This window comes from Streptomyces sp. NPDC048349, assembly GCF_040651925.1.
Classification (GTDB): Bacteria; Actinomycetota; Actinomycetes; order Streptomycetales; family Streptomycetaceae; genus Streptomyces.
In genome coordinates, this window is the sequence record NZ_JBEZLA010000037.1 from 48,615 (window position 1) to 70,451 (window position 21,837).

At 74.3% G+C, this 21,837-nt stretch carries 20 protein-coding genes and 1 pseudogene; 17 read left to right on the top strand and 4 right to left on the bottom strand.

Features of this window, described 5'->3' with window-relative positions; genetic code table 11:
- Positions 1 to 7: 7 nt before the first annotated feature.
- Together AB0D44_RS20885 and AB0D44_RS20890 are read left to right on the top strand one after the other, a co-directional pair.
- Positions 8 to 1,246 (top strand): MFS transporter, encoded by a 1,239-nt coding sequence (locus AB0D44_RS20885; RefSeq protein WP_362592978.1) that lies wholly within the window; start codon positions 8 to 10, stop codon positions 1,244 to 1,246.
- Between the two features lie 181 nt (positions 1,247 to 1,427).
- Positions 1,428 to 3,050 (top strand): glycoside hydrolase family 20 protein, encoded by a 1,623-nt coding sequence (locus AB0D44_RS20890; protein WP_362592981.1) that lies wholly within the window; start codon positions 1,428 to 1,430, stop codon positions 3,048 to 3,050.
- Here AB0D44_RS20890 and AB0D44_RS20895 read toward each other — a convergent pair.
- Complete coding sequence (locus AB0D44_RS20895) at positions 3,047 to 3,568, bottom strand: MarR family winged helix-turn-helix transcriptional regulator (RefSeq protein WP_362592984.1); 522 nt, start codon at positions 3,566 to 3,568, stop codon at positions 3,047 to 3,049. The genes AB0D44_RS20890 and AB0D44_RS20895 overlap by 4 nt on opposite strands.
- Positions 3,569 to 3,702: 134 nt before the next feature.
- Between AB0D44_RS20895 and AB0D44_RS20900 the strand changes: the two genes are divergently transcribed.
- A complete protein-coding gene (locus AB0D44_RS20900; RefSeq protein ID WP_362592987.1) occupies positions 3,703 to 4,767 on the top strand; it encodes an alkene reductase in 1,065 nt (354 codons plus the stop codon).
- 27 nt (positions 4,768 to 4,794) lie between these two features.
- On the opposite strand, the gene AB0D44_RS20905 is transcribed toward AB0D44_RS20900, so the two are convergent.
- Complete coding sequence (locus AB0D44_RS20905; protein ID WP_362592989.1) at positions 4,795 to 5,637, bottom strand: endonuclease; 843 nt, start codon at positions 5,635 to 5,637, stop codon at positions 4,795 to 4,797.
- 216 nt (positions 5,638 to 5,853) lie between these two features.
- Here AB0D44_RS20905 and AB0D44_RS20910 point away from each other — a divergent pair, with 216 nt between their 5' ends.
- Positions 5,854 to 6,420, top strand: coding sequence for a DJ-1/PfpI family protein (locus AB0D44_RS20910; protein ID WP_362592992.1), 567 nt, complete (start codon positions 5,854 to 5,856; stop codon positions 6,418 to 6,420).
- An 88-nt stretch (positions 6,421 to 6,508) separates the two neighbouring features.
- Here AB0D44_RS20910 and AB0D44_RS20915 read toward each other — a convergent pair whose 3' ends face one another.
- A complete protein-coding gene (locus AB0D44_RS20915; RefSeq protein WP_362592995.1) occupies positions 6,509 to 7,321 on the bottom strand; it encodes a glutamate ABC transporter substrate-binding protein in 813 nt (270 codons plus the stop codon).
- A gap of 213 nt (positions 7,322 to 7,534) precedes the next feature.
- On the opposite strand from AB0D44_RS20915, the gene AB0D44_RS20920 reads away from it, so the two are divergent.
- The 7 genes and pseudogenes from AB0D44_RS20920 to AB0D44_RS20950 all read left to right on the top strand — a co-directional run bounded on the left by AB0D44_RS20920 (position 7,535) and on the right by AB0D44_RS20950 (position 14,721).
- A complete protein-coding gene (locus AB0D44_RS20920) occupies positions 7,535 to 8,614 on the top strand; it encodes a hypothetical protein (protein ID WP_362592998.1) in 1,080 nt (359 codons plus the stop codon).
- A 101-nt stretch (positions 8,615 to 8,715) separates the two neighbouring features.
- Positions 8,716 to 8,788 (top strand): annotated as a pseudogene (locus tag AB0D44_RS20925).
- Positions 8,789 to 8,862: 74 nt separating this feature from the next.
- Entirely contained in the window at positions 8,863 to 9,999 is a 1,137-nt protein-coding gene (locus AB0D44_RS20930) for a gala protein (protein ID WP_362593001.1), read from the top strand.
- Positions 9,996 to 11,693, top strand: a complete 1,698-nt coding sequence (locus AB0D44_RS20935; protein ID WP_362593003.1) for an ankyrin repeat domain-containing protein — start codon at positions 9,996 to 9,998, stop codon at positions 11,691 to 11,693. Before AB0D44_RS20930 ends, AB0D44_RS20935 begins: the two co-directional genes overlap by 4 nt.
- Positions 11,690 to 12,889: an AAA family ATPase gene (locus AB0D44_RS20940; protein ID WP_362593006.1), complete on the top strand. Its 1,200-nt coding sequence runs from the start codon at positions 11,690 to 11,692 to the stop codon at positions 12,887 to 12,889. Before AB0D44_RS20935 ends, AB0D44_RS20940 begins: the two co-directional genes overlap by 4 nt.
- A gap of 12 nt (positions 12,890 to 12,901) precedes the next feature.
- Positions 12,902 to 14,092 carry a VWA-like domain-containing protein gene (locus AB0D44_RS20945; RefSeq protein ID WP_362593009.1) on the top strand — a complete coding sequence of 397 codons (1,191 nt, stop codon included), beginning with the start codon at positions 12,902 to 12,904 and terminating at the stop codon, positions 14,090 to 14,092.
- Between the two features lie 95 nt (positions 14,093 to 14,187).
- Complete coding sequence (locus tag AB0D44_RS20950; protein ID WP_362593011.1) at positions 14,188 to 14,721, top strand: TerD family protein; 534 nt, start codon at positions 14,188 to 14,190, stop codon at positions 14,719 to 14,721.
- 154 nt (positions 14,722 to 14,875) lie between these two features.
- Here the strand turns inward: AB0D44_RS20950 and AB0D44_RS20955 are convergent, their stop codons facing one another.
- Positions 14,876 to 15,511 (bottom strand): TetR/AcrR family transcriptional regulator, encoded by a 636-nt coding sequence (locus tag AB0D44_RS20955; RefSeq protein WP_362593014.1) that lies wholly within the window; start codon positions 15,509 to 15,511, stop codon positions 14,876 to 14,878.
- 149 nt (positions 15,512 to 15,660) lie between these two features.
- Between AB0D44_RS20955 and AB0D44_RS20960 the strand changes: the two genes are divergently transcribed.
- From AB0D44_RS20960 to AB0D44_RS20985, 6 genes are all read left to right on the top strand, one after another.
- Positions 15,661 to 16,467 carry a phosphatase PAP2 family protein gene (locus AB0D44_RS20960; RefSeq protein WP_362593017.1) on the top strand — a complete coding sequence of 269 codons (807 nt, stop codon included), beginning with the start codon at positions 15,661 to 15,663 and terminating at the stop codon, positions 16,465 to 16,467.
- Positions 16,464 to 17,441: a hypothetical protein gene (locus AB0D44_RS20965; RefSeq protein ID WP_362593019.1), complete on the top strand. Its 978-nt coding sequence runs from the start codon at positions 16,464 to 16,466 to the stop codon at positions 17,439 to 17,441. Before AB0D44_RS20960 ends, AB0D44_RS20965 begins: the two co-directional genes overlap by 4 nt.
- 76 nt (positions 17,442 to 17,517) lie before the next feature.
- Complete coding sequence (locus AB0D44_RS20970; RefSeq protein WP_362593022.1) at positions 17,518 to 17,784, top strand: GlsB/YeaQ/YmgE family stress response membrane protein; 267 nt, start codon at positions 17,518 to 17,520, stop codon at positions 17,782 to 17,784.
- Positions 17,785 to 17,849: 65 nt separating this feature from the next.
- Positions 17,850 to 18,329, top strand: a complete 480-nt coding sequence (rraA, locus tag AB0D44_RS20975; RefSeq protein WP_362593025.1) for a ribonuclease E activity regulator RraA — start codon at positions 17,850 to 17,852, stop codon at positions 18,327 to 18,329.
- A gap of 115 nt (positions 18,330 to 18,444) precedes the next feature.
- Positions 18,445 to 20,139, top strand: a complete 1,695-nt coding sequence (locus tag AB0D44_RS20980) for a peptide-N4-asparagine amidase (RefSeq protein WP_362593028.1) — start codon at positions 18,445 to 18,447, stop codon at positions 20,137 to 20,139.
- 27 nt (positions 20,140 to 20,166) lie between these two features.
- Positions 20,167 to 21,825: a serine/threonine-protein kinase gene (locus AB0D44_RS20985; protein WP_362593031.1), complete on the top strand. Its 1,659-nt coding sequence runs from the start codon at positions 20,167 to 20,169 to the stop codon at positions 21,823 to 21,825.
- Positions 21,826 to 21,837 lie beyond the last annotated feature (12 nt).

Sequence of the window (21,837 nt, forward strand, 5' to 3'; positions counted from 1 at the left end):
CTCCCTCATGCCTCTCGCCCTCCTCGCCCTCGCCATCGGGGCCTTCGGGATCGGCACCACCGAGTTCGTGATCATGGGCCTCCTGCCCGAGGTCGCCGGCGACTACGGCGTCTCGATCCCCACCGCCGGCTTCCTGGTGACCGGCTACGCCCTCGGCGTGGTCCTCGGCGCGCCGCTGATGACCGTCCTCGGCACGCGCGTCCCCCGCAAGCGGATGCTGATGCTGCTGATGGGCCTGTTCATCGCGGGGAACGTCCTCTCGGCACTCGCCCCCGCCTTCGGGGTCATGCTCGCCGGCCGCGTCGTCGCCTCGCTCGCCCACGGCGCCTTCTTCGGCATCGGAGCCGTCGTCGCCGCCGGACTCGTCGCCCCCGAGAAGAAGGCGGGAGCGATCGCGATGATGTTCACCGGCCTCACGGTGGCCAACGTGGTGGGCGTCCCGCTCGGCACCCTCGTCGGCCAGACCCTCGGCTGGCGCGTCACCTTCCTCGTCGTGGCCGGACTCGGCGTCCTCGGCCTGCTCGGCATCGCCCGCCTGGTACCCGACCTGCCCCGCCCCGAAGGCGGCGTACGGATCCGCAGCGAGCTGGCCGCCTTCCGCAACGTCCAGGTACTGCTCGCGATGGCGATGACCGTGCTCGGCTTCGGCGGCGTCTTCGCCGCGATCACCTACATCACCCCGATGATGACGAACGTCGCGGGCTTCGCCGACTCCTCCGTGACCTGGCTCCTCGTCCTCTTCGGCCTCGGCATGGTCGCGGGCAACCTCGTCGGCGGCCGCTACGCCGACCGTGCACTCATGCCCATGCTGTACGTCTCCCTGGGCGCGCTCGCCGTCACCCTGGCCGTCTTCACCCTCACCGCCCACTCCAAGGCGGGCGCCGCCGTCACCGTCGTGCTCATCGGCGCCCTCGGCTTCGCGACGGTGCCGCCGCTCCAGAAGCGGGTCCTCGACCAGGCCGCGGGCGCCCCGACCCTCGCCTCCGCCGTCAACATCGGCGCTTTCAACCTGGGCAACGCGCTCGCCGCCTGGCTCGGCGGCCTCGTGATCGCCGCCGGCCTCGGCTGGACCGCCCCGAACTGGGTCGGTGCGGCGCTCGCCGCCTCCGCCCTGGTGCTCGCCCTCGTCTCCGGGGCCCTCGAGCGCCGTGCGGCGGGACGCGCGGCCCGGGGCGGCCGGGTGGTCGCCACCGCGGCCACCGGGGCGACCGGCGAGGCGGCCGCCGCCGTGCCCGCCACCCGCTGATCCCCGTCCCCAGCCAGGAGGAATCCCCAGGTCCAGCACCACCCGCACCGCCGACGCCGTGCTCGGCGCCCTGGTCCGAGGGCGCCGGGTCGCGCGCCCGTGTCCCCCGTGCCAGGTTGGTGGGGTACGGGGATACGGGCGCACGATGCGAGATCCGAGGTTCCACGTGAGAGGCCACGTCATGGCGACGGCCACGGTCGCCGCACTGGTCACCCTGGCCGTCCCGGGCTGCACGGCCGCCTCCGGCGGGCCCCGGGCCCCGGACGCCCCGGCCGCACCGACCTCCGGCGCGAGCACCCCGGCCGGGCCGGCGGCCCCCTCCCCGCAGCCCCCCGCGGCCGCCCCGTCGCCGACCCCCTCCTACGCCCTGTCGACCGCCCCGCGCACCATCCCGGCCGTACGGGAGCACGTGCCCGCCCGCGGGCCCGGCTGGAAGCCCGCCGCCGGGGCCCGCGTGGTCGTCGCGCCGGGCGACCGGGCCGCCCTGTCCGACGAGGGGAGGCTGCTCGCCGGCGAACTGCGCATGGGATACGCCGAATCGGCGGATCCGGGCCCCGGAGACGTGCACCTGTCCCTCGGCGCCAAGGGCTCGGGCAGCCCCGAGTCGTACACCCTCGAGGTGAAGGACGGCCGGGTGCGCATCACCGGCCCCGACGAGGCCGGCGTCTTCTACGGCACCCGTACCCTCAAGCAGTCCGTGCGCGCCGCCGGTTCGGCCCCCGAGGGAACCGTGCGCGACGGCCCGGCAGAGCCGCAGCGCGGCCTCAACCTCGACATAGCGCGCAAGCACTTCACCCCCGACTGGATCGAGGACCGGCTGCGCGAGATGGCCGACCTCAAACTCAACCAGCTCGGCCTGCACTTCTCCGACGACCAGGCCTTCCGCATCGAGTCCGACACCCATCCCGAGATCGTCTCCACCCCGCACCTCACCAAGGCGCAGGTACGCGGCATCACGGCGCTGGCCGCCCGCCTGCACATCACCGTCGTCCCGGAGATCGATTCGCCCGGACACCTCGGCGCGGTGCTGCGCGCCCACCCCGGCCTGCAACTGCGCGACACACAGGGCAGGGCGGTCCAGGGCGCGGTGGACATATCCGATCCGGCGGCCGCGAAGCTCATCGACGAACTGCTCCGCGAATACCTGCCGCTGTTCCCCGGCGGGGCCTGGCACCTGGGCGCCGACGAGTACCAGGCGCTGGTGGTCCGCGACCCCGAGGCCTCCTTCCCGCAGCTCGCGACGGCGGCACGGCAGCGGTACGGGCCGACGGCCCGGGTGCAGGACCTGGCAACGGGCTGGCTCGACGACCGTGCGGACACCGTGCGCCCGTCGGGCAAGGCGCTGAAGGCGTGGAACGACGGGTTCTTCACCGGCGGGATCGCGAAGGCGGCCGACGACCTGCAGGTCGAGTACTGGACCGGCAAGGAGATCGGCGCCCGGCCGCCGCTCGAGTACCTGCGCGAGGGCCGCAAGGTGGTCAACCTCAACGACGAGTACCTGTACTACGTGCTGGGCGAGCCGAACCAGTTCACCTATCCGACCGGCCGGCGCATATACGAGCAGTGGACCCCCCTGGTCCTGCGCGGCACGGCGGCCGTCCCCGCCCGGTACGCGGACCAGATCCTGGGCGCCCGGCTCGCCGTCTGGTGCGACCTGTCCGGAGCCCAGACCCAGGCCCAGGTGGCGGCGGGCATCCGGCTGCCGCTGGCCGCGCTCTCCCAGAAGGTCTGGGACGCCCGCACCCCCGCCCTGCCGTGGACCGGGTTCCAGAGCCTCGCCGACCGCCTGGACCCGCCGTCCTAACAGGCGGTGTCGCAGTCCCCACCGCTGCGGGTGAGCTCCGCGCAGAGGGCGGCCTCCACCTTGCCCAGCAGGCGGGTCAGTTCGGCGCACTCGGTTTCGTCCAGGCCGCCCAGGGTCTGGCGCTCCAGGTCGCCCCAGGCCCGGCGCACCTCGACGAGCAGTCCGCAGCTGGTGTCCGTGGCCTCGACCAGGGAGGCGCGGCGGTCGGCCGGGTCGGGGCGGCGCCGGACGTGGCCGGACTGTTCGAGGCGCTGGAGCATCTTGGTCACGGTGGACGGGTCCAGGCCCACCGTTTTGATCAGCTCGGACTGGCGCACGGCCCCGTTGTCCCACAAGTGCATCATCAGGAACTCCTGTCCCGGATGCAGTCCCAGATCCCGTAGGGCTCGGCCCGCGGCGATCCGGTGGAGCCGGGCCACGCGGCTGATGGCGTGACTGACCGGCCCGTCCAGCACGGCGCCCGGTGCCGCCGGACAGGCGGGTTCGGTACGCGGTTCCCCGGCTGCTTGCGCGGTCATGGCGGCGGTCCTCTTTTCGTCTCGGGCTGGAATCCTACCCGCCGTACAGATTTTACCTTGGTCGGCCAAGTAATGGGGTACGCTGCATCTCGCAGCCAATCGTTGGCCGACCAATTAATCCTGTGAGGTAGAGCATGACCAGCGCATTCGACCCCGTCCGCATCGCCGGCACCGTCCTCCCGAACCGGATCGCCCTGGCGCCCATGACCCGGAGCCGGGCCGGGGAGGGCGGGACCGCGACCAGCCTGGTCGCCGAGTACTACACCCAGCGCGCCTCCGCCGGTCTGATCATCAGCGAGGGGATCCAGCCCTCCGCCGTCGGGCAGGGCTACCCCTTCACCCCCGGCCTGCACACCGCCGAGCAGGTCGAGGCCTGGCGCGAGGTCACGGACTCGGTGCACTCCGCGGGCGGCAGGATCTTCGCGCAGATCATGCACTCCGGCCGGATCGGCCACCCGACGCTGCTGCCCGAGGGCCTGGTTCCCGTGGCGCCCTCCGCGGTCACCCCCGAGGGGCAGGTCTTCACCGCCGAGGGCCCCAAGGACTTCGTCACCCCGCGCGAGCTGACCGGCGCCGAGGTGCGGGCCACCATCGCCGACTACGCCGAGGCCGCCCGCAACGCCGTGGAGGCCGGCTTCGACGGGGTGGAACTGCACGGGGCCAACGGCTACCTGATCCACCAGTTCCTGGCCCCGGGCTCGAACCTGCGCACCGACGAGTGGGGCGGCTCCGTGGAGAACCGCATCCGCTTCGCCGTCGAGGTGGTCAAGGCGGTCGCCGCCGCCATCGGCGCCGAGCGCACCGGGCTGCGCATCTCGCCCGGAAACCCGTACAACAGCATCTCCGAGCCCGACCCGCAGCCCGTCTACGAAGCGCTGGTCAAGGAGATCGACGGGCTCGGGCTGGCCTACCTGCACGTCCTGGAGCACGGCCCCGAGGCCCGGGAGACCACTGTGGCCCTGCGCAAGCAGTTCTCGGGCCCGCTCGTCCTGAACCCGGCGACCGAGGGCCCCACCGACCACCGGGCCCTCGCGCTCGTCGAGGACGGCACCGCCGACCTGCTCGCCTTCGGCGCCCTCTTCCTGGCCAACCCCGACCTCCCGGCGCGGCTGCGCACCGAGGGCCCGTACAACACCCCGGACCCCTCCACCTTCTTCGGCGGAGACGCCCGGGGGTACACGGACTACCCGGCCCTGTAAGGGCCGGGCCCGAGGCCGGGGCGTGGGTCACCAGATGGAGGCGACCCACTCCGGGTGGTCGATGAACGGGTTGCGGTTGTGCTGGTAGACATCGAATATGACCTGGTTGCGGCGCTGTTCGAAGGCGTCCGGCGGGTCCATCTGGTGCCACTGCTTGAGCACGCTGATCCGGCCGTGGGCGGGCGCGGTGCCGTTGTTCACCCGGTCGTTCATCTCCAGGTCCGCGAAGCCGTCGCCGCCGTCGTAGCGCACGGCCATGTAGAGCAGCATCCGGGCGACGTCGCCCTTGACCGCGTCGCGCGGCTCGAAGGAGTCGGCGTCGGTGAGGCTGCCGGGGGCCTCGCCGACCGGGCTGCCGCCGTTGTCGAAGTCCTTGTTGCCCCGGGTGCTGTTGACGGTGACGTCCTCGGGGCGCAGGTGGTGCAGGTCGGTGCCGGGGCCGGTGGCGGTGCCGAAGTCGCCGTGGCTCTTGGCCCAGACGTGCTCGCGGTTCCAGTCGTTGGCCCCGCCGCCGTTGGTGGACTTCGACTGTGAGCGGCCGGAGTAGACGAGGATGACGTTGTTCGGGTTCGCCGGGTCCTGGTCGGTCACCTTCAGGGCGTTCCACACGCCGTCGTAGGTGACCTTAGACTGGTTCTTGACGATGTCGTGCAAGGCGGACTTCAGGGCCGCTCCGGTCTTGCCCGCGGCTGCGGCGTAGTAGTCGTCGGCCGAGACCGAGGCCGAGACCGAGACCGAGGCCGAGGCCGAGGCCGAGGCGGACGCGGCTTCCGCCGTCCGCTGCTGACCGGCGGAGGCGGCGGCCGGTACGGCGAACAGGGCGGCCGCCGCAAGGCAGGCAGCCCAGGGAGTCAGGCGCGAGATTCTCATCACGTGGGGGTACCTCTCCACACGCACCGTCCCCGCCCGGGGAATTGGCGGGGTGTCAGGTGGCAGAGCGAGGCTCACATTGTCATGTGCCCAACAGGTAAAAACCATGTGTCGGGAGCGTGCACCACGGTGTGTGCGGTCCGTGCGCCGCGGGCAGGGTAAGCGGTGGCCCCGCGGGGGCCGTCCGACCGTGAACAGCCCTTCCGGGAGCAGCCCATGGCAGTGAAGATCCTCATCGTGACCGGCGACGCGGCGGAGTCGCTGGAGGTCCTCTACCCCTACCAGCGCCTGCGCGAGGAGGGGTACGAGGTCCACATCGCGGCGCCTTCGGTGAAGAAGCTGCGCTTCGTGGTCCACGACTTCGAGGACGGCTTCGACACCTACACCGAGAAGCCCGGTTACACCTGGCCGGCCGACCTGGCCTTCGCCGACGTGGTCACCGAGGACTACGAGGCGCTGGTCGTCCCGGGCGGCCGGGCGCCGGAGTACCTGCGCAACGACCCCGAGGTGCGGCGGATCCTGGCCGCCTTTGCCGAGGCGGACAAGCCGATCGCCCAGATCTGCCACGGCCCGCTGATCACGGCCGCGGCCGGGGGTCTGGCGGGCCGCCGGGTGACGGCGTACCCGGCCCTGGAACTGGACATGAAAGCGGCGGGGGCCGCGTTCGAGGACTCCGAGACCGTGGTCGACGGCACCCTGGTGTCGGCCCGCGCCTGGCCCGACCACTCCCGCTGGATGCGGGAGTTCCTGACGGTGCTGCGCGGCAAGGCCCCGGTGGTCTGACCGGGACATCGGTCTCCGGTCCGGCCCTGCGTCGTCTGCGCCCGCTTCGGCGCCGGCCGGTCGGACCCGGCCACCGCCTCGACGAACCTCAGCTGCCCGCGGTGACCGGCGGGGCCGGCTCGTACTTGTAGTCCGGACCGAAGTTCTTCTTCACGGCCGCTTCCCAGGAGCCGTCCTCGATCATCTTCCTCAGTGCGGCGTTGATCTTGCTCTGGAGTTCCTTGTCGCCCTTCTTGACGCCGATGCCGTAGTTCTCGGTGCTGAGGCTCTGCCCCGTCAGCCGGAACTTGCCCTCGTTGCCCTTCCTGGCCGCGTACCCGGCCAGGATGGAGTTGTCCGTGGTCATGGCGTCGACGATGTTGTCCTGGAGGGCGACGAGGCACTCGGAGTACCCGGGCAGCTCCAGCACGCTCGCCTTGGGGGCGAGTCCCTGCCGGATGTTCTGCGCCGAGGTGGAGCCGGAGACCGAGCAGAGCCGCTTGTTGTTGAGGTCCTCCGGCTTGGTGATGGAGGTGTCGGAGGCGCGGACCAGGATGTCCTGGTGGGCCACGAAGTAGGGCCCGGCGAAGTCGACCTTCTCCTTGCGCTTCTCGTTGATGGAGTAGCTCGCGGCGACGAACTCCACCTCGTTGTACTGGAGCAGCAGCTCGCGGTCGTTGCTGTAGACCTGCTTGAACTCGATCCGGTCCGGGCCGTAGCCGAGCTCCTTGGCCACGTAGGTGGCCACGTCCACGTCGAAACCGGAGAAGGTCCCCCCGGGCTCGCGCATGCCGATGCCCGGCTGGTCGAACTTGATGCCGACGGAGAGGGTCCCCTTGGCCTGGTCGTCGCTGCCGCACCCGGAGGTGGTCAGGGCGAGGGCGATCACTGCGGCGACCGCAGCGGCCTGGGGAACCTTCATTGCTGCACTCTTTCCTCGGACGCGGGACGGCCGCCAGGGTCGCTGGGGCGCGTGGAACCGCGGGAACGTGGGGGGCGTCAAGACACGTGTACGAGGAAGCTAGGAAGACGACGGGTGCAGCGTCACTAGATCTGAGCAAAACTTGAGCATAACGATCCGGTCCGACCGCAGATTCTGTGGCGCGTCCGGTCCGGAACGGGAGAAAGGGCGGGGATGGGGACAGGTTCGGTACGGGTCGACGGCAATGCGCTGCTTCTGGGGGAAGGGGTGCAGATCCGCTTCATGCGGACGCTGCGGCTGCCGGAGTCGGGCACGCACGCATTGCCGCCGGGGCTGGGCGAGTTCCCGCTGCGGCGGGTCGAGGACTACCCGGACACCGCGCCGCCGGAGTGGCTGGCGAAGGGCGGCGTGATGCTGCCGGTGTACCTGCGGGAGGCGATGTGGCTGAGCTTCGGCCGCAGCGCCGAGCCCGCCGCGCTCCAGGTCGGGGTCGGCAAGGTGTGCGCCGTGTCCGGTGAGCGCTGGACGGGCCGGCTGGACCGCGACCCCCAGAACTACGTGGTGCTGCCCCGTCAGCCGTGGCTGGACGGAATCAACTCGGGCGACGGGACGGTGCACCAGTTCGTCGCCGTACCCCTCGGACTCGGCGCCACCGTCGAGGGCCAGGTCACCGGAGAGGAGACCACCGGCGGGGTGCAGCTGCAGGCGTTCCCGCTGGGGGAACAGGCGCTGGCCGAGTGGCGGCGCGCGCAGCGCGAGGCCCGCAGCGGCCCCCGCTACGGCGCGGGCCCGGCGGCCCCCGCCGGCTTCGCGGGCGGGCCCCCGCCCATGCCGATGGCGGCTCCGCCGCAGGGCGGCCTGCCCGCGCCCGGTACTGCCCCGGTCCCGGGCGCGCCGCCCGCCGCTCCGGCGATGGGGCTCGGTGTCGGCGGCTCCATGCGCCAGGAGGTCTACCGGGACGACCGGCCGCTCTCCGCCTGGGCGAAGGAGCCCGCAGCGCGGGTCTTCGTCCACCTGGTGACCCCGCCCGCGTGGCGTCGTATCACCGGGGAGGAGGCGCCGCCCTCACCGGTGGACCGGGCCGCCTACACCCAGGCCGGTCTGCCCTGGTTCGACTACTACGACGAGTCCGGCACCGACCTCGCGCCCACCGGGCCCCTGGCCGGCGTCAAGCCGGTGGGGGAGTGGCTCGGCGACGACCACGCCCCGTGGACGGCACCGGACCCCGCACAGGTCAAGCCGCTGGGAAATGCCCCCAGGCCGGGCAAACCAGTACAGGACGGCAACTGGTAGGCGGCTGTACGCAATTAGTGGACGTATCCGGGCATCCGGGGATCGATGACCCAAACTGGTGATCGATTTCCGGCCGCCGGGTCGGTATGATCGCCCGCAGCAAGGCCGTAGCGCAGAGGTCGTCGCGCCCACGCATCGAGCTGGAGGACGTCGGTTCGAATCCGACCGGTCTTGCGTCTGCTTGCAGTTCTCGTCTTCAAGAGTCGTGATCGACGCCGGGCACCGGCGAAGGAACCGGTGGAGTGGTGATGACACAGCCGACACCCGTACGGTGCCCCGCGATCGAGCACCCCGACCTGCCGCCGGCCGACCCGGCCGGGCTCGACCCGCTGCTCGCCCGGCTCGCCGCGGACCGGCCCGTCGAGACCGACGAGACCTTCCCGCTCGGCACCCTGCGCACCGACGGCCGCGTCGACCTCTGCAAGCAGGGGCTCGGCCCGGCCGGCGCGGCCCGGCTGCTGCCGGCCGCGGCCGCCTCCGCACACGCCACCCACCTGCTGCTCGGCACCAACGCCATCGGCGACGCGGGCGCCCGCACCCTGGCCGGGACCCTGGCCGACGGCCACGGGCTGCGGACCCTGTACCTCGGCTGCAACCGGATCGGCCCCGACGGGGTGAGCGCCCTCGCCCGCGCCCTCGCCGGCGACACCACGGTCCGCGCCCTCTGGCTCAAGCGCAACCCGCTCCTCGGGGACGGCGCCCGCACCCTGGCCGAGCTACTGCGCCGCAACACCGCCCTGCGTACCCTCGACCTGGTCAACACCGGGACCGGCGCCGACGGCGTACGCCTCCTGCTCGACGCCCTGCTGGACCGCGGGCAGCCCCTGGAACGCCTCTTCCTCGGGGGCAACGGCCTCGGCCCCGACGCCGCCCCGCTGCTCGCCGCCCTGATCCGGGAGGCCGGGGTGCGCGAGCTGTACGTCCCCGCCAACCACCTGGGCGACGAGGGCGCCGCGGTGCTCGCCGCCGCTGCGGCCGCCTGCGCGCACCCGGTCCGCCTCGGGCTCGGCGGCAACGGCATCGGCGCTGCCGGAGCGCGCTCCCTGGCCGCGTCCCTCGGCGGCATCGAAGCCCTGGACCTCGGACGGACCATGTCCGAGCGCAGCCTCGGCGCCCCCGGCAACGACCCCGGCGACGAAGGGGCGTACGCCCTGGCCGCGGAGCTCCCCGGCAGCCCCCTGCGCCGCCTGGAGCTGCGCCACACCGGCCTCACCGGACGCGGCGCGAAGAGCCTGCTCGCCGCGGTGCCCGACGACAGCCCGCTGGAGTACGTGGGCCTCGGGCCCGGCCTGCCCCGCCGCGTCAAGCGCTCCTTCACCGAACGGCTCCGCCCCGCCCGGGCCGCCCACCCGGACCTGCGCGCCATCGGCAGCGTGTACCGGTGAGCCCGGGCCCGGCCCTGAGCCCGAGCCCGACCGACGTCGAACTGCCCGGCGGCTTCCGGCCGGAGGACGGCCCGGCCTGGCGGCGCATCCGCCGCTACGCCGTGCCCGGCTGGATGATCGAGCAGGCCACCGCTCACCGGCTGGCGGGCGACTGGCGGGCGGCCTGCGCGGCCGCCGCCGTGGACGTCGGCTTCGACCTGCCCGGGCTCGAGGCCCGCTACGGCGCCGCCGTCGCCGAGGCCGTGGCCGAGGACCTGCGGCACCTCGCCCCGGACCTGCTGCGCTGGCACCTGCCCCGGCTGCTGGGCGGGCGCACCACCATCGCCCCCGCCGTGCGGGTCCTGCTCGCCTCCTACGGCGGCTCCGGCGGGCCGACCCTGTCGGTCACCACGCCCCTCATGACCGAGGGTTCGCAGCGGCTGCGCCTGCACTGCGCGCCGGTCGCCACGAAGAAGTGGAACGTGTACGCGGGACACGGCTTCGTCTCGGAGGACTGGACCGCGGTCCGGCCGTTCTGGGACGCCCGCCGCGCGTCCGAGCTGGGCGCGCGCTTCACCGACCCTGACGGCCTCGCCGAGCGGATCGCCCGGCTGTGGACCCGGGAGGACGTGGTCGAGGCCTATGCGGCTGCGGGCATCGCGTGCGACCTGACCGTCCCCACCCCGCAGCCGTACCGGCGCCCGACGGACCCGAGGGCCCTCCTCGCGCGGATGCCCGTCGACCCCACCCGGCTCTCGCCGGAGGTGGCGCGGCTCGTGGCGGCCGGAGCGGGTGACCGGTACCGGATCGCGGCCGGCTGGCGCTCCCACCTGCTGCTGGAACACGCCGGTCCCGAAGGGCTGCGGGCCCGCCTCATCGACCAGGCCGAGGCATCCGCCGTCCCGCCCTTGCCCCGGTACGCCTGGCAGCGGCTCCCCGACCTCGAACTGGTACGGACCGGCCTGATCACGCCGGGCGAGCTGCACCCGCTGGTGGCCGCCGCGCTGTTCCCCGGCGCCGGACCGGCCGCAGGACCGCCCGGCCCCGATCCGGGCCGGCCGGTACGGGTGCGCTGCCGCGGCGGATGGCACGAGGTGCGCTCGCGAGGCGGGGTACTCGACGTGCCCCACACCCCCGAGGAGCAGCAACGCGAGCGCGCCATGCGGGCGTTCGGCGGTGCCGTCGCGGGGTGCTTCGCCGTGCAGCAGAGCTGGACCACGGGCGAGGGCCGGCTTCCGCGCGCCCTCCAGGCCCAGCGGCACGAGTTCTTCCTGCGCGTCCAGCACGGCGACACGCCCGGCGTGGTGGCGCTGCTGGACGCGGGTGTGGACCCCCGGATCCGGGACGCCCGCGGCCGGAGCCTGCTGCACGCGCTCCACCTGCTCGACCACGAGGTGCTGCTGCCCCGCCTGTTGGAGGCCGGGCTCGACCTGGAGGCACGGGACAAGGCCGAGCGCACCCCGTTGCTGTCCGCGGTGCACTGGGGCGGTTCGGCGGATCTGGTCAGGGCCCTGCTGGCGGCCGGCTCGCGGATCGACGTCATCGACGAGATGGAACTGTCCCTGTCCCAGGAGATCCGCCGCTACAAGCGCACCGACCTCGCCTTCCTGCGGGACCGCGTCGACGAGGAGTTCCCCGGCATCGGCGCCGACTGGTTCGACGAACACATGGAGTACCGCGAGGACGAAGAAGACGACGAGGACGACGACGCATGAGCGTGACCCAGCCGCAGCCCGCACGGGCCCTGGCCGCCGCCGACGCCCTGGGTGCACGGCTGAGCACCACCCGCACCGAGCCCGCCACCAACCACCAACTCGAGGCGCTGGCACTGGCCGTGACGGCCAATCAGCCCGTCCTCCTGTGGGGTGAGCCCGGCATCGGCAAGTCCGCCGGCATGGAGCAGCTCGCCGCCGCGTTCGGCGTACGGCTGGAGACCGTCATCGCCAGCGTCCACGAGCCCTCCGACTTCGCCGGCCTGCCCATCGTCGGTGAGGACCCGGCCGCCACCGGCGTCCCGATGGCCCCGCCGGACTGGGCGGTGCGCCTCGCCCGCACCGGCCACGGGCTGCTGTTCTTCGACGAGTTGTCCTCCGCCCCGCCGGCCGTGCAGGCGGCGCTGCTGCGGGTGGTCCTGGAACGCCGCGTCGGCAGCCTCGAACTCCCGGCCGCGGTACGGATCGTCGCCGCGGCCAACCCGCCCGCCAGCGCCGCCGACGGCTGGTACCTGAGCCCGCCGCTCGCCAACCGCTTCGTCCACCTGGACTGGACGCACAACCCGCGCACCGTCGCCCGCGGCATGGCCGGCACCTGGCCGGAGGTGGCGATCCCGGCCGTTGACCCGGCCAAGGCCTCCGGGGCGGTCGCCCGGGCCCGCGGCGCCGTCTCCGGCTTCCTCACCGCGCGGCCGGGCCTGGTCCACCACATGCCGGCCGAGGCCGCCGGACGGGGGCGCGGCTGGCCTTCCCCGCGTACCTGGGAGATGGCCCTGCGGCTGCTGGCCACCGGGTACGCGGCCGGGGCGGGCCGGGAGGCGCTGGCGGCCGCGCTCACCGGCGCCGTGGGCGAAGCCGCCGGGATCGAACTGCTCTCCTACCTCGAACACCTCGACCTGCCCGACCCGGACCGGGTGCTGGCCGACCCGGACGCCTTCGCGCTGCCCGAACGCGGCGACCGGCAGCTGGCCTTCCTCATCGCCGTGGTCGCGGCCGTGCAGAGCGAGCTCACCCGCCCCCGCTGGGAGGCGGGCTGGGCGGTCCTGGCCAAGGCCGTGGACGCGGGCGTGCCCGACGTCGCCGCCCGGGCCGCCGCCGACCTCGCCGCGATGCGCGACCTCGACTGGCCGGTGCCCGCGGGCATCGACGCCTTCGTGGAACTGCTCCAGCTGTCCGGCTCCCTGCCGGGCGGCGACTGAGCCCGGGCCGCCGTGCGCCCGCACCCGGACCTGGACCGCACGAAGCTGTTGGCGGCCCGCTACAAGGCCGCCGAGGCCCGCCCGTACCTCGCCTCCGCGCTGTACGCCCTGACCGTGGTCCCCTCGGCCGGGGTGCGCACCATGGGAGTCGACCGGCACTGGCGCTGCTACGTCTCGCCCGCCTTCGTCGAGGCGACCCCCGTCGTCGAACTGGCCGGGGTGTGGATCCACGAAGTGGCGCACCTGCTGCGCGACCACCACGGCCGGGCCGAGCGCCTGCCCGCCGCGGACCAGCGCGATCCGGTCCGGGTCAACATCGCGCAGGACTGCGAGATCAACGACGACCTGCTCGCCGACGGTCTGGCGCTGCCCGAGGGGAGGGTGGAGCCCGGGCTCTACGGGCTGCCCACCGGTGGCCTGTTCGAGAGCTACCTGGCGGCGATCCCCCCGACGCCCCACGGGCCGGACTGCGGTTCCGGAGCGCACGGCACCCCCGCGCCCTGGGAACTCGGCGAGGAGGGCGGCGCCGCCCGGGTCGGGCCGGTGGAGGCGGAAGCGCTGCGCCGGCAGACCGCCCAGGCCGTACGCGCCCACGAGCGCACGCGGGGCCGGGTCCCCGAGGGGTGGGCCCGGTGGGCGCAGGAGCTGCTGGAGCCCTGCGTCGACTGGCGCCGAGTCCTGTCCGGTGCGGTCCGGGAGGCCGCCGCCTGGGCGGCGGGCGCCGTGGACTACACGTACCGCCGTCCCTCGCGCCGCACGCCCGCGCTGGGCGGCCGCGTGGTGCTGCCGAGTCTGCGCAGGCCGCTGCCGCGGGTGGCCGTCGTCATCGACACCTCGGGATCGATGGGCCCGGACGACCTCGCAGCCGCGCTCGCCGAAGTCACCGGCGTCCTGCGGGAGGTGGGCGTCGGCGGCAACCGGGTCGCCGTCCTCGCCTGCGACGCCGACGTGCACGCCGTGACCCGGGTGCGCAGCGCCGGCGAGGTGACCCTGGCGGGTGGCGGAGGCACCGACATGCGGGTCGGCATCAGCGCCGCGCTGGCCCTGCCCGACCGGCCGAACATCGTGGTCGTGCTGACCGACGGGTACACGCCGTGGCCCGACGAGACGCCGTCCTGCCGGCTGATCGCCGCGCTGGTCGGGCAGGACCCGCCCGCGCCCCCGGCCTGGGTGGAGACCGTACGCGTCGACCTCGCCACGTGAGCGCGCACTGGCCGGGAACGTACGGTCGTTCGGACCGCGGCGGGGGACACGTGGGAGCATGGCCGGGCAATACCCGTGAGCGAAGGGGGAGTTCGGTGACTGGTGTACGCAAGGGCCTGGCCAAGGTCGAGGTCGGGCTGCGGTGGGACCCCAGCCCCGCCGGGACGCCCGCGCACGACCTCGATCTGGTCGCCGCGGTCTACGGCGCAGCGGACCTGCACGGGGTACCCGTCCACCTGGTCCACTTCGGCAGCCGCTCACCCGACGGCACCATCACGCTGAACCGGGACAGCCACACGGGCCAGGGCTTCGGCTTCGACGAGGTGATGACCCTCGAACTCGACCGGATGGCACCCGACCTGCACCGCGTGGTGGTCGGGGTGATCATCCAGGACACCGGCGCGGGGCGCCCCATCACCTTCGCCGACGTCGCCGGGACGGGTCTGCGCATCCGCGAGGGCTACACCGACCTGGCGCAGGGCGACTTCGCTTCCGTGGCGTCCGCCACCGCGGCCACGGTCGCCGAGTTCACCCGCGACGCCTCGGGAGCCTGGGCCCTGGACGCCCGTCTGCAGGGCTTCGACGCCGACCCGGAGGAGTTCACCCGCACCATGGGCGGGGTCCGCTGACGGCGGGCCGCGGGCCGTCGGAGCCGTTCGGATCGGACGGCGGCCACTCCTCGAGCGAGTGACCGCCGCCCGGTCCGGGTGGCGCGCTGCCGCCGTCCCCACGAGGCAGCGCGGGCGGGTCGCCGTCCGGTCATCGGGACGGCGGCCCGCCGGTTCATGGGGTCCCTGAGGTCCCGGAGGTCCCGGCGGTGCCGGGCGGTGTCAGGCCCAGCGAGGGGAGCATGACCGCCTCGACGAACCGCAGCAGGTAGTCGGCGTCGGCGTCGCGCCCTTCGAGCACCGGGCGGATGCGCAGCACGCCCATCAGCTGCGCGGGCAGGAACTCGATGGCCGGATGGTCCGCGGTGATCTCCCCGCGCGCCACCGCCCGTTCCACCATCGCGGCGAAGGCGGCCAGCTCCGGCTCGACCAGCGCCTCGCGCAGCGCGGCCTGCAGTTCCCCGTCGCTGAGCACCGCGTGGCCGAGGGCCTGCATGAGCCGGGTGTCGCGCCCCGACGTGCAGGCCGCGATCCGGGCCGCCTCGCGCAGGTCGCCCGCCAGCGTCCCGGTGTCCACCGCGACGAGCGTGCCCTGCCGGTTGGCGCGCAGGGCGGCGGCGACGAGCCGGGGCTTGGTCCTCCACTGCCGGTAGAGCGTGGACTTGCCGCAGCTGGCCCGCGCGGCGACGCCCTCCATGGTCAGGGCCTCGTAGCCGTGCTCGCGCAGCTGATCCAGGACGGCGTCGAAGAACTCCTGCTCCCGCTCCGGAGTGATCTTGGAGCGGCGCGCGGTGGTCGGCGTCGACGTCATGGGGTGCGGCTCTCCTCGGGCGCCTCGGCGGCATCTTCCACTCCGAGTGTACGGGAACGCGAGCGTATCGGTACACCGTCGTATCGATACGCGAATGTATCGATACACTGACGTGTCGATCTGTGCGCAACAGGAAGAGGGACCGGGGGATGACCGCCCACACCACACCCGCCGGGGCGGCGGCCGACCGCAGGGCCGCACGCCGCCGCCTCATACGCGAGCTGCTGCTCGTCGCGGGGCTCTTCACCGTCTACAAGGCGGGCCGGACGCTCTCGACCGGACGCTCCGAGGAGGCCTTCCGCAACGCCGCGCGCATCTGGGACGCCGAGCGCGCCCTGCACCTCCCGGGTGAGGGAGGGGTACAGCGCCTGCTGCTGCACGGCGAGGCCCTCGTCCACACCGCCAACACCTATTACGCGGCCGTGCACTTCCCGGCGACCGCCCTCTTCCTGATCTGGCTCTACCTGCGCAGACCCGGGCACTACCTGTGGGCGCGCCGCGTGCTCGCGGTGCTCACCGCAGCCGCCCTGGCCCTGCACCTGGCCTTCCCGCTCGCACCCCCGCGGATGCTCGGGGGCGCGCACCTGATCGACACGGGCCAGGTCTACGGCCCCAGCGTGTACGGGGCAGCGCCGGCCACCGACACCCTGGCCAACCAGTTCGCGGCGATGCCCTCCCTGCACTTCGGCTGGGCGCTGATGGTCGCGCTCGGCATGATCGCCGCCACCTCCGGCCCGTGGCGCGCCCTGTGGCTGCTGCACCCCGCGCTGACCCTGTTCGTGGTCGTCGGCACCGCCAACCACTACTGGCTCGACGCACTCGTGGCGGCCCTGCTCCTCGCGGCGGCCCTGCTGCTGATCCCGCGCCCCTCGGCCGCCGGCGCCCCCGTACGCGGTCTGCCCGGTCCGCGGCGCGGCGCGGACGCGCCGGCCGTGCCCGTCGGAGCCGAGCGGTGAACGCCACCGCCCTCGCCGTCGCGCTGTGCCTGGCTTCCGCCGTGGCCTACGCGGCCGCCGCGGTGGCCCAGGAGCGGCTCGCCCGCGCCGGAGCCGCGCGCACGGCCAAGGCCCTGCTCGGCAACGGCGCCTGGTGGTGGTCGGCCGGGCTGAACGCCGCCGCGGCCCTGCTGCACGCGGCGGCCCTGCGCTACGGACCGCTCACGCTGGTGCAGCCGCTCGGCGCGCTGACCCTGGTGGCCGCCGTCCCGCTGGGGGCGCGCGGTTCCGGCCGCCGGGTGGCGGCCACCGAGTGGCGGGGCACCCTGGCCACCGTCACGGGACTGGGACTGCTGCTGCTCCCGGCCTCCGGGCCGGCCCCCGACGACACGCTCACCCTGGCCGAGGCGCTCGCCGTCTGCGGGACCACGGCCGCGGTGATCCTGCTGCTGACCGCCGTCAAGGACCCGCGCTCCGGGCTGCGGCACGCCACGGCCTCCGGGCTGGCGTCAGCGGCCGCCTCGGCCCTCACCCAGACCGTGGCCGTGGCGGGCGGGCGCGGGGGATCCCTCTTCAGCGTCCGGGTCGCCGCCGTGGCCCTGCTCGTCGTCGTGTTCGCGGTGGGCGGGATGCTGCTGTCGCAGCGGGCCTACCGGGGCGGGCTCGGGGCCCCGCTCGCGGTGGTCAACCTGGCAAACCCGCTGGCCGCGGCCGCCATCGGCATGGTCCTGCTCGGCGAACGCCTCCAGGGCGGCGCGGTCGGAGTGCTGCTGGCGGTGGCGGGAGCCCTGGCCGCGACGCGCGGCGTCCTCCTGCTGACCCGCACACCGCCAGCCGCGGCCGCCGTGATGCCGCCCGCCACGGCCCCCGCCGCGCCGCCCGCCACGGCCCCCGCCGTGACCCCCGCCATGACGCAGGCTCCGGGCTCCGCGCAGGCGCCCGCCCCCTCGTCCGCCGCGCCGCTCGGCGCACTGGCCCCGGTCCCCCACCGCTGAGCCTCGGGGAACCGTTTCGGCCCGGGCCGCGTCCTCCCCGGGGAACCACCGGAACACCGAAACGGAGCGTATGGACATGGGGATCATCGGCTGGATCGTCCTGGGGCTGCTGGCCGGAGGCATCGCCAAGGTCCTGCTTCCCGGCCGGGACCCGGGCGGCCTGATCGGCACCACCCTCATCGGCGTGGCAGGCGCCTTCATCGGCGGCTGGCTGTCGGCGAGGTTCCTGGACCGCCCGGTCCAGACCCAGTTCTTCGACCTCGCCACCTGGGGCTCCGCCATCGCGGGCTCGCTGGTGCTGCTGATCGGCTACCGGATCCTCTTCGGCAACTCCCGCGACTGAGCGTCCGGACGCGCGCGGTAGCGTGCCCCGGAGCGCACGCGAGCCGGTGAGGAAGGTCCAGCGACATGAGCATCACCCCCGTCCCCACGGCGGACCTCTACGACGAGCACGGCGAGGACCTCGGCATCTGCGCCACGCAGTTCCGCCTGCTGGGCGGCCGCCGGCTGTTCGCCGGGCCGGTGCGGACCCTCTCCTGCCACGAGGACAACGCGCTGCTGCGCGAGCTCGTCCACACCCCGGGCGGGGGCGCCGTCCTCGTCGTGGACGGCGGCGGCTCGCTGCACACCGCCCTCGTCGGCGACCTCCTCGCGGGCGCCGCCGCCCGCAACGGCTGGGCCGGCCTGATCATCAACGGCGCGGTCCGCGACAGCGTGGCCCTCGGCGGACTCGACCTCGGCGTCATGGCGCTGGGCACCGTGCCCCGCAAGAGCGGCAAGACCGGCGCGGGCACGGTGGACGGGCCCGTCACGATCGGCGGCACTACCTTCCGCCCCCGTGACACGGTCCACGCGGACGCCGACGGAGTCGTCGTCCTCCCGGCCTGACGGGCCTCACCACCCCTGACGGCTCGACGGGCCCCCGGCGCGACCGGCGATTTCAGGCCAGGGCCGGGACGCCCGGCCTGGCGCCGTCCGGGCGGGCCGGTTTCACTGCTGGCCCATGAGACGACACAGGATCATGGGCCTGCTCGGCGCGCTGACCCTCGCCGCGGCCACCCTGGCCGGCACCGCGGGACCCGCGGCCGCCGCCGACCCCGCAGCGGCGACCGCACCCGTACCGGCGACCGCACCCGTACAGGCGACCGCACCCGCGCGGGCCCCCGGAGGCGAACCACCGCCCGCCGAGTTCGGCACCGACTGGCACGACCCCCTGACCCCCGCCCCTCCCGTCGTCCGGCCCGGGACCCGGTCCTGCGACATCACCCTCGCGGAAGCCCGGTTCAGCGACTTCACCCCGTACCGCGGCAGCTACGCCCCGCCCGAGGGCTGCGGCGCCGACCACTGGGCCGCGGTGGTGCTCCGCCTCGACGGCAAGGTCAAGGGCCGCCAGTACGACCGCCTCGGCCACCTCTCCCTCGGCGGCGTCGAAATCCTGCGCACCTCCACCCCGCAGCCCTCGCCCGACGGCATCACCTGGTCGGTGGAGAAGGACGTCACCCGCTACCGCGACACGCTCACCCGCCCGCAGCCCGTCGAGATGCTCATCGGCAACGTCGTCAACGACACCTACACCGGCGTCATCGACGTCAAGGTCACCCTGACCTTCTACGCCGCCGAGGGCCGCACCGGCCCCGCCGACACCCCCGACCGCGTGCTCCCCCTCACCACCCCCGACGTCACCACCCCGCGCAACACGGAGCGCCTCATCGCCGAGGTGTACGCCACCGGCTCGGGCGGCGGCTGCGAGGAGTACTGGTACATGACCACCCCGGAAGCGGCCCCGTACTCCTGCAAGGCCGCCGAAGGCCCCTACCGCGAAGTCCGCGTCCTCGTGGACGGACGGCTCGCCGGCATCGCCGCGCCCTTCCCCACCGTCTGGACCGGGGGCTGGTCCAACCCCTTCCTCTGGTACGTCACCCCCGGCCCCCGCGCCTTCGACGTCCAGCCGATCCGCTACGACCTCACGCCCTACGCCGCCCTCCTCAACGACGGCCGCCCGCACCGCATCGAGGTCTCCGTGGCCGGGGTGCCGGCCGGACAGAGCGGCTGGAGCACCCCCACCAACCTGCTGCTGTGGCAGGACGGGGCCCGGCAGGTCGTCACCGGAGCCCTGACCCGGCACGAGGAGGGCGCCCCGGCCAACTCCTCCCGCTGGACTCCCGCCGCGCCCGGCGGCGAACACCGCCTCGACACCGAGGGCGGCCACCGGCTGACCGTCGCCGGCCACCTCGACACCTCCCACGGGCGGGTCACCACCACCGTCACCCGCGCCGTGGCCAACACCTCCGCGCACCGCTGGACCGACGGCGAGAACCGCGACGCGCTCACCGCCACCTGGACCGACCAGGAGACCGTCACCCGGGGGTCCACCGCCACCCGCACCCACCGCACGTACACCATGGACGGCGAGACCACCCTCGGCGCCGGAGACCGGCTGCGCACCGTCCTGGCGCTCGGCGACCGCGCGGACACCGCCACCCTGCGCGGCGGCCGGAAGGTCGACGCCTCGCGGCTTGACGACCGGTACACGGGCGACGCCACCTACACCGCGAACGTCCCGCGCGACCAGCGGCACGCGGTCGCCACCACCTCCGCCCGCTCGCGCATGTACGGGTCCCAGGCCCCCGGCGGGTGCCACGACCGTACGGTCACCGCCGTTCAGGGCACCCTCACGGTGGACCGCCGACGCTGCTGACAGCGGCGCCCCCTACGATGACCGGCCATGGACACGAGTGAGGCCGGCAGACAGCTGATCGACGGGCGCTTCGAGCTGGTGGCGCCCCTGGGCAGCGGCGGCATGGGCACGGTCTGGCGCGCCCGCGACATCGCATTGCACCGGGAGGTCGCGCTCAAGGAGGTGCGCCCCCCGGACCCGGCGACCGCCGCCGCCCAGCCCGCTCTCGCCGGCCAACTGCGCGAACGGGCCGTGCGCGAGGCCCGGGCCCTGGCCCGCCTCGCCCACCCGCACGTGGTGACGATCCACCACATCGTGGAGCCCGCTCCGGGGTCGGACGGCCATCCGTGGATCGTGATGGAACTGGTCAAGGGCGGTTCCCTGCACGACCGGCTGGGGTCCGGCCCGCTGCCGGTGGCGGACGTGCTCCGGCTCGGCCTCGACCTCCTGTCCGCACTGCGCGCCGCGCACGCCGAAGGGGTCCTGCACCGCGACGTGAAACCGGCCAACGTGCTGCTGCGGCCCGACGGATCGGCGGTGCTCACCGACTTCGGCATCGCGGCCCTGCACGGCTCGACCGGCCTCACCTCCACCGGTGTGCTGATCGGCTCGCCGGAGTACATCGCACCCGAGCGGGTCCGCGGGGAGGAAGGGCTGGCCGCCTCCGACCTGTGGTCGCTCGGCATGCTCCTGTACGTGGCCGCGGAGGGTGTCCATCCGCTGCGCCGGGCCACCAGCCTCGCCACCGTGGTGGCCGTGCTCGACGAGCCGATCCCGGCGCCCGTGCGCTCCGGCCCGCTGACGCCCGTACTGGACCGGCTGCTCGTACGGGATCCCGCCGCGCGGCCCGACGCGGCCCGGCTGGAGCAGCTGCTCCGGGAAGCGAGCACTGCTCTCGCCGCGACCCCGGCGGCCCACACGGCCCCTGCCGCTGCGCCGGTCGTGGGGCACTACGGGCCGCCCACATCGCCGCCGTTCGGCCCGGTGCCCCACCCGTACGCGCTCACCGCGCCCCTCCCGGCGGCGGCCCCGCGCAGGCGCCCGGTCCTGCTCGGCGCCGTCCTCGCGGCGGTCCTGGTGGCCGGGACGGCCGGGATCGTCAAGCTGCTGCCGGACGGCGCGTCCTCCGGGGGCGCCGCGACGGGCGCCGCCGGCCGCCCGGGCGCCGTCACCGCCGCGCCCTCCGGCAGCCAGGTCCCCGCCGCCCCCTCGACCGCCCCGACCCCCGCCCCGAAGACGGGCGCGAGCACGGGCACCGCCCCCGAGGGCAGCCTGCTCACCCCTGCCGGCATCCGGAGCGCGGTGGCGGCCCTGAAACAGCAGACGGGTACCACCTCCTTCGTGAACCTGCGGATCTACGACGCCTACGTCATCGCCGACGTCCCCACCGCGCCCGGTGCCAAGACCGTCGACTCGTGGCAGTACCGCGACGGCGGGGTCACCCGCAGCGGTCCCGCCGGCACCGTCAAGGACCGCGTCCCGCTCATCGACATGGAGAAGGTCGCATGGGACACCCTGCCCGCCCTCCTGGAGCAGGCATCGAAGGACCTGGGTGTGGCGAACCCGACCTCCCGCTACGTGATCGTCGAACCCTGGATGATGGACCAGAGCCCGTCCATGCGGCCCTATCTCAGCGACGCGTACGGGCAGGGCGGCTACGTCCTGGCCGGCACGGACGGCAAGGTCAGGAAGGTCTACCGCTCATGAGGCGGGGCCCGG

Bases quoted from the DNA above. Each gene is read 5' to 3' on its own strand.
- AB0D44_RS20980 (WP_362593028.1), top strand. From the start codon at position 18,445: ATGAGACGACACAGGATCATGGGCCTGCTCGGCGCGCTGACCCTCGCC.
- AB0D44_RS20970 (WP_362593022.1), top strand. From the start codon at position 17,518: ATGGGGATCATCGGCTGGATCGTCCTGGGGCTGCTGGCCGGAGGCATC.
- AB0D44_RS20910 (WP_362592992.1), top strand. From the start codon at position 5,854: ATGGCAGTGAAGATCCTCATCGTGACCGGCGACGCGGCGGAGTCGCTG.
- AB0D44_RS20890 (WP_362592981.1), top strand. From the start codon at position 1,428: ATGGCGACGGCCACGGTCGCCGCACTGGTCACCCTGGCCGTCCCGGGC.
- AB0D44_RS20900 (WP_362592987.1), top strand. From the start codon at position 3,703: ATGACCAGCGCATTCGACCCCGTCCGCATCGCCGGCACCGTCCTCCCG.
- AB0D44_RS20985 (WP_362593031.1), top strand. From the start codon at position 20,167: ATGGACACGAGTGAGGCCGGCAGACAGCTGATCGACGGGCGCTTCGAG.
- AB0D44_RS20895 (WP_362592984.1), bottom strand. From the start codon at position 3,568: ATGACCGCGCAAGCAGCCGGGGAACCGCGTACCGAACCCGCCTGTCCG.
- AB0D44_RS20905 (WP_362592989.1), bottom strand. From the start codon at position 5,637: ATGAGAATCTCGCGCCTGACTCCCTGGGCTGCCTGCCTTGCGGCGGCC.
- AB0D44_RS20920 (WP_362592998.1), top strand. From the start codon at position 7,535: ATGGGGACAGGTTCGGTACGGGTCGACGGCAATGCGCTGCTTCTGGGG.
- rraA (WP_362593025.1), top strand. From the start codon at position 17,850: ATGAGCATCACCCCCGTCCCCACGGCGGACCTCTACGACGAGCACGGC.
- AB0D44_RS20915 (WP_362592995.1), bottom strand. From the start codon at position 7,321: ATGAAGGTTCCCCAGGCCGCTGCGGTCGCCGCAGTGATCGCCCTCGCC.
- AB0D44_RS20885 (WP_362592978.1), top strand. From the start codon at position 8: ATGCCTCTCGCCCTCCTCGCCCTCGCCATCGGGGCCTTCGGGATCGGC.
- AB0D44_RS20955 (WP_362593014.1), bottom strand. From the start codon at position 15,511: ATGACGTCGACGCCGACCACCGCGCGCCGCTCCAAGATCACTCCGGAG.
- AB0D44_RS20960 (WP_362593017.1), top strand. From the start codon at position 15,661: ATGACCGCCCACACCACACCCGCCGGGGCGGCGGCCGACCGCAGGGCC.
- AB0D44_RS20940 (WP_362593006.1), top strand. From the start codon at position 11,690: ATGAGCGTGACCCAGCCGCAGCCCGCACGGGCCCTGGCCGCCGCCGAC.
- AB0D44_RS20930 (WP_362593001.1), top strand. From the start codon at position 8,863: ATGACACAGCCGACACCCGTACGGTGCCCCGCGATCGAGCACCCCGAC.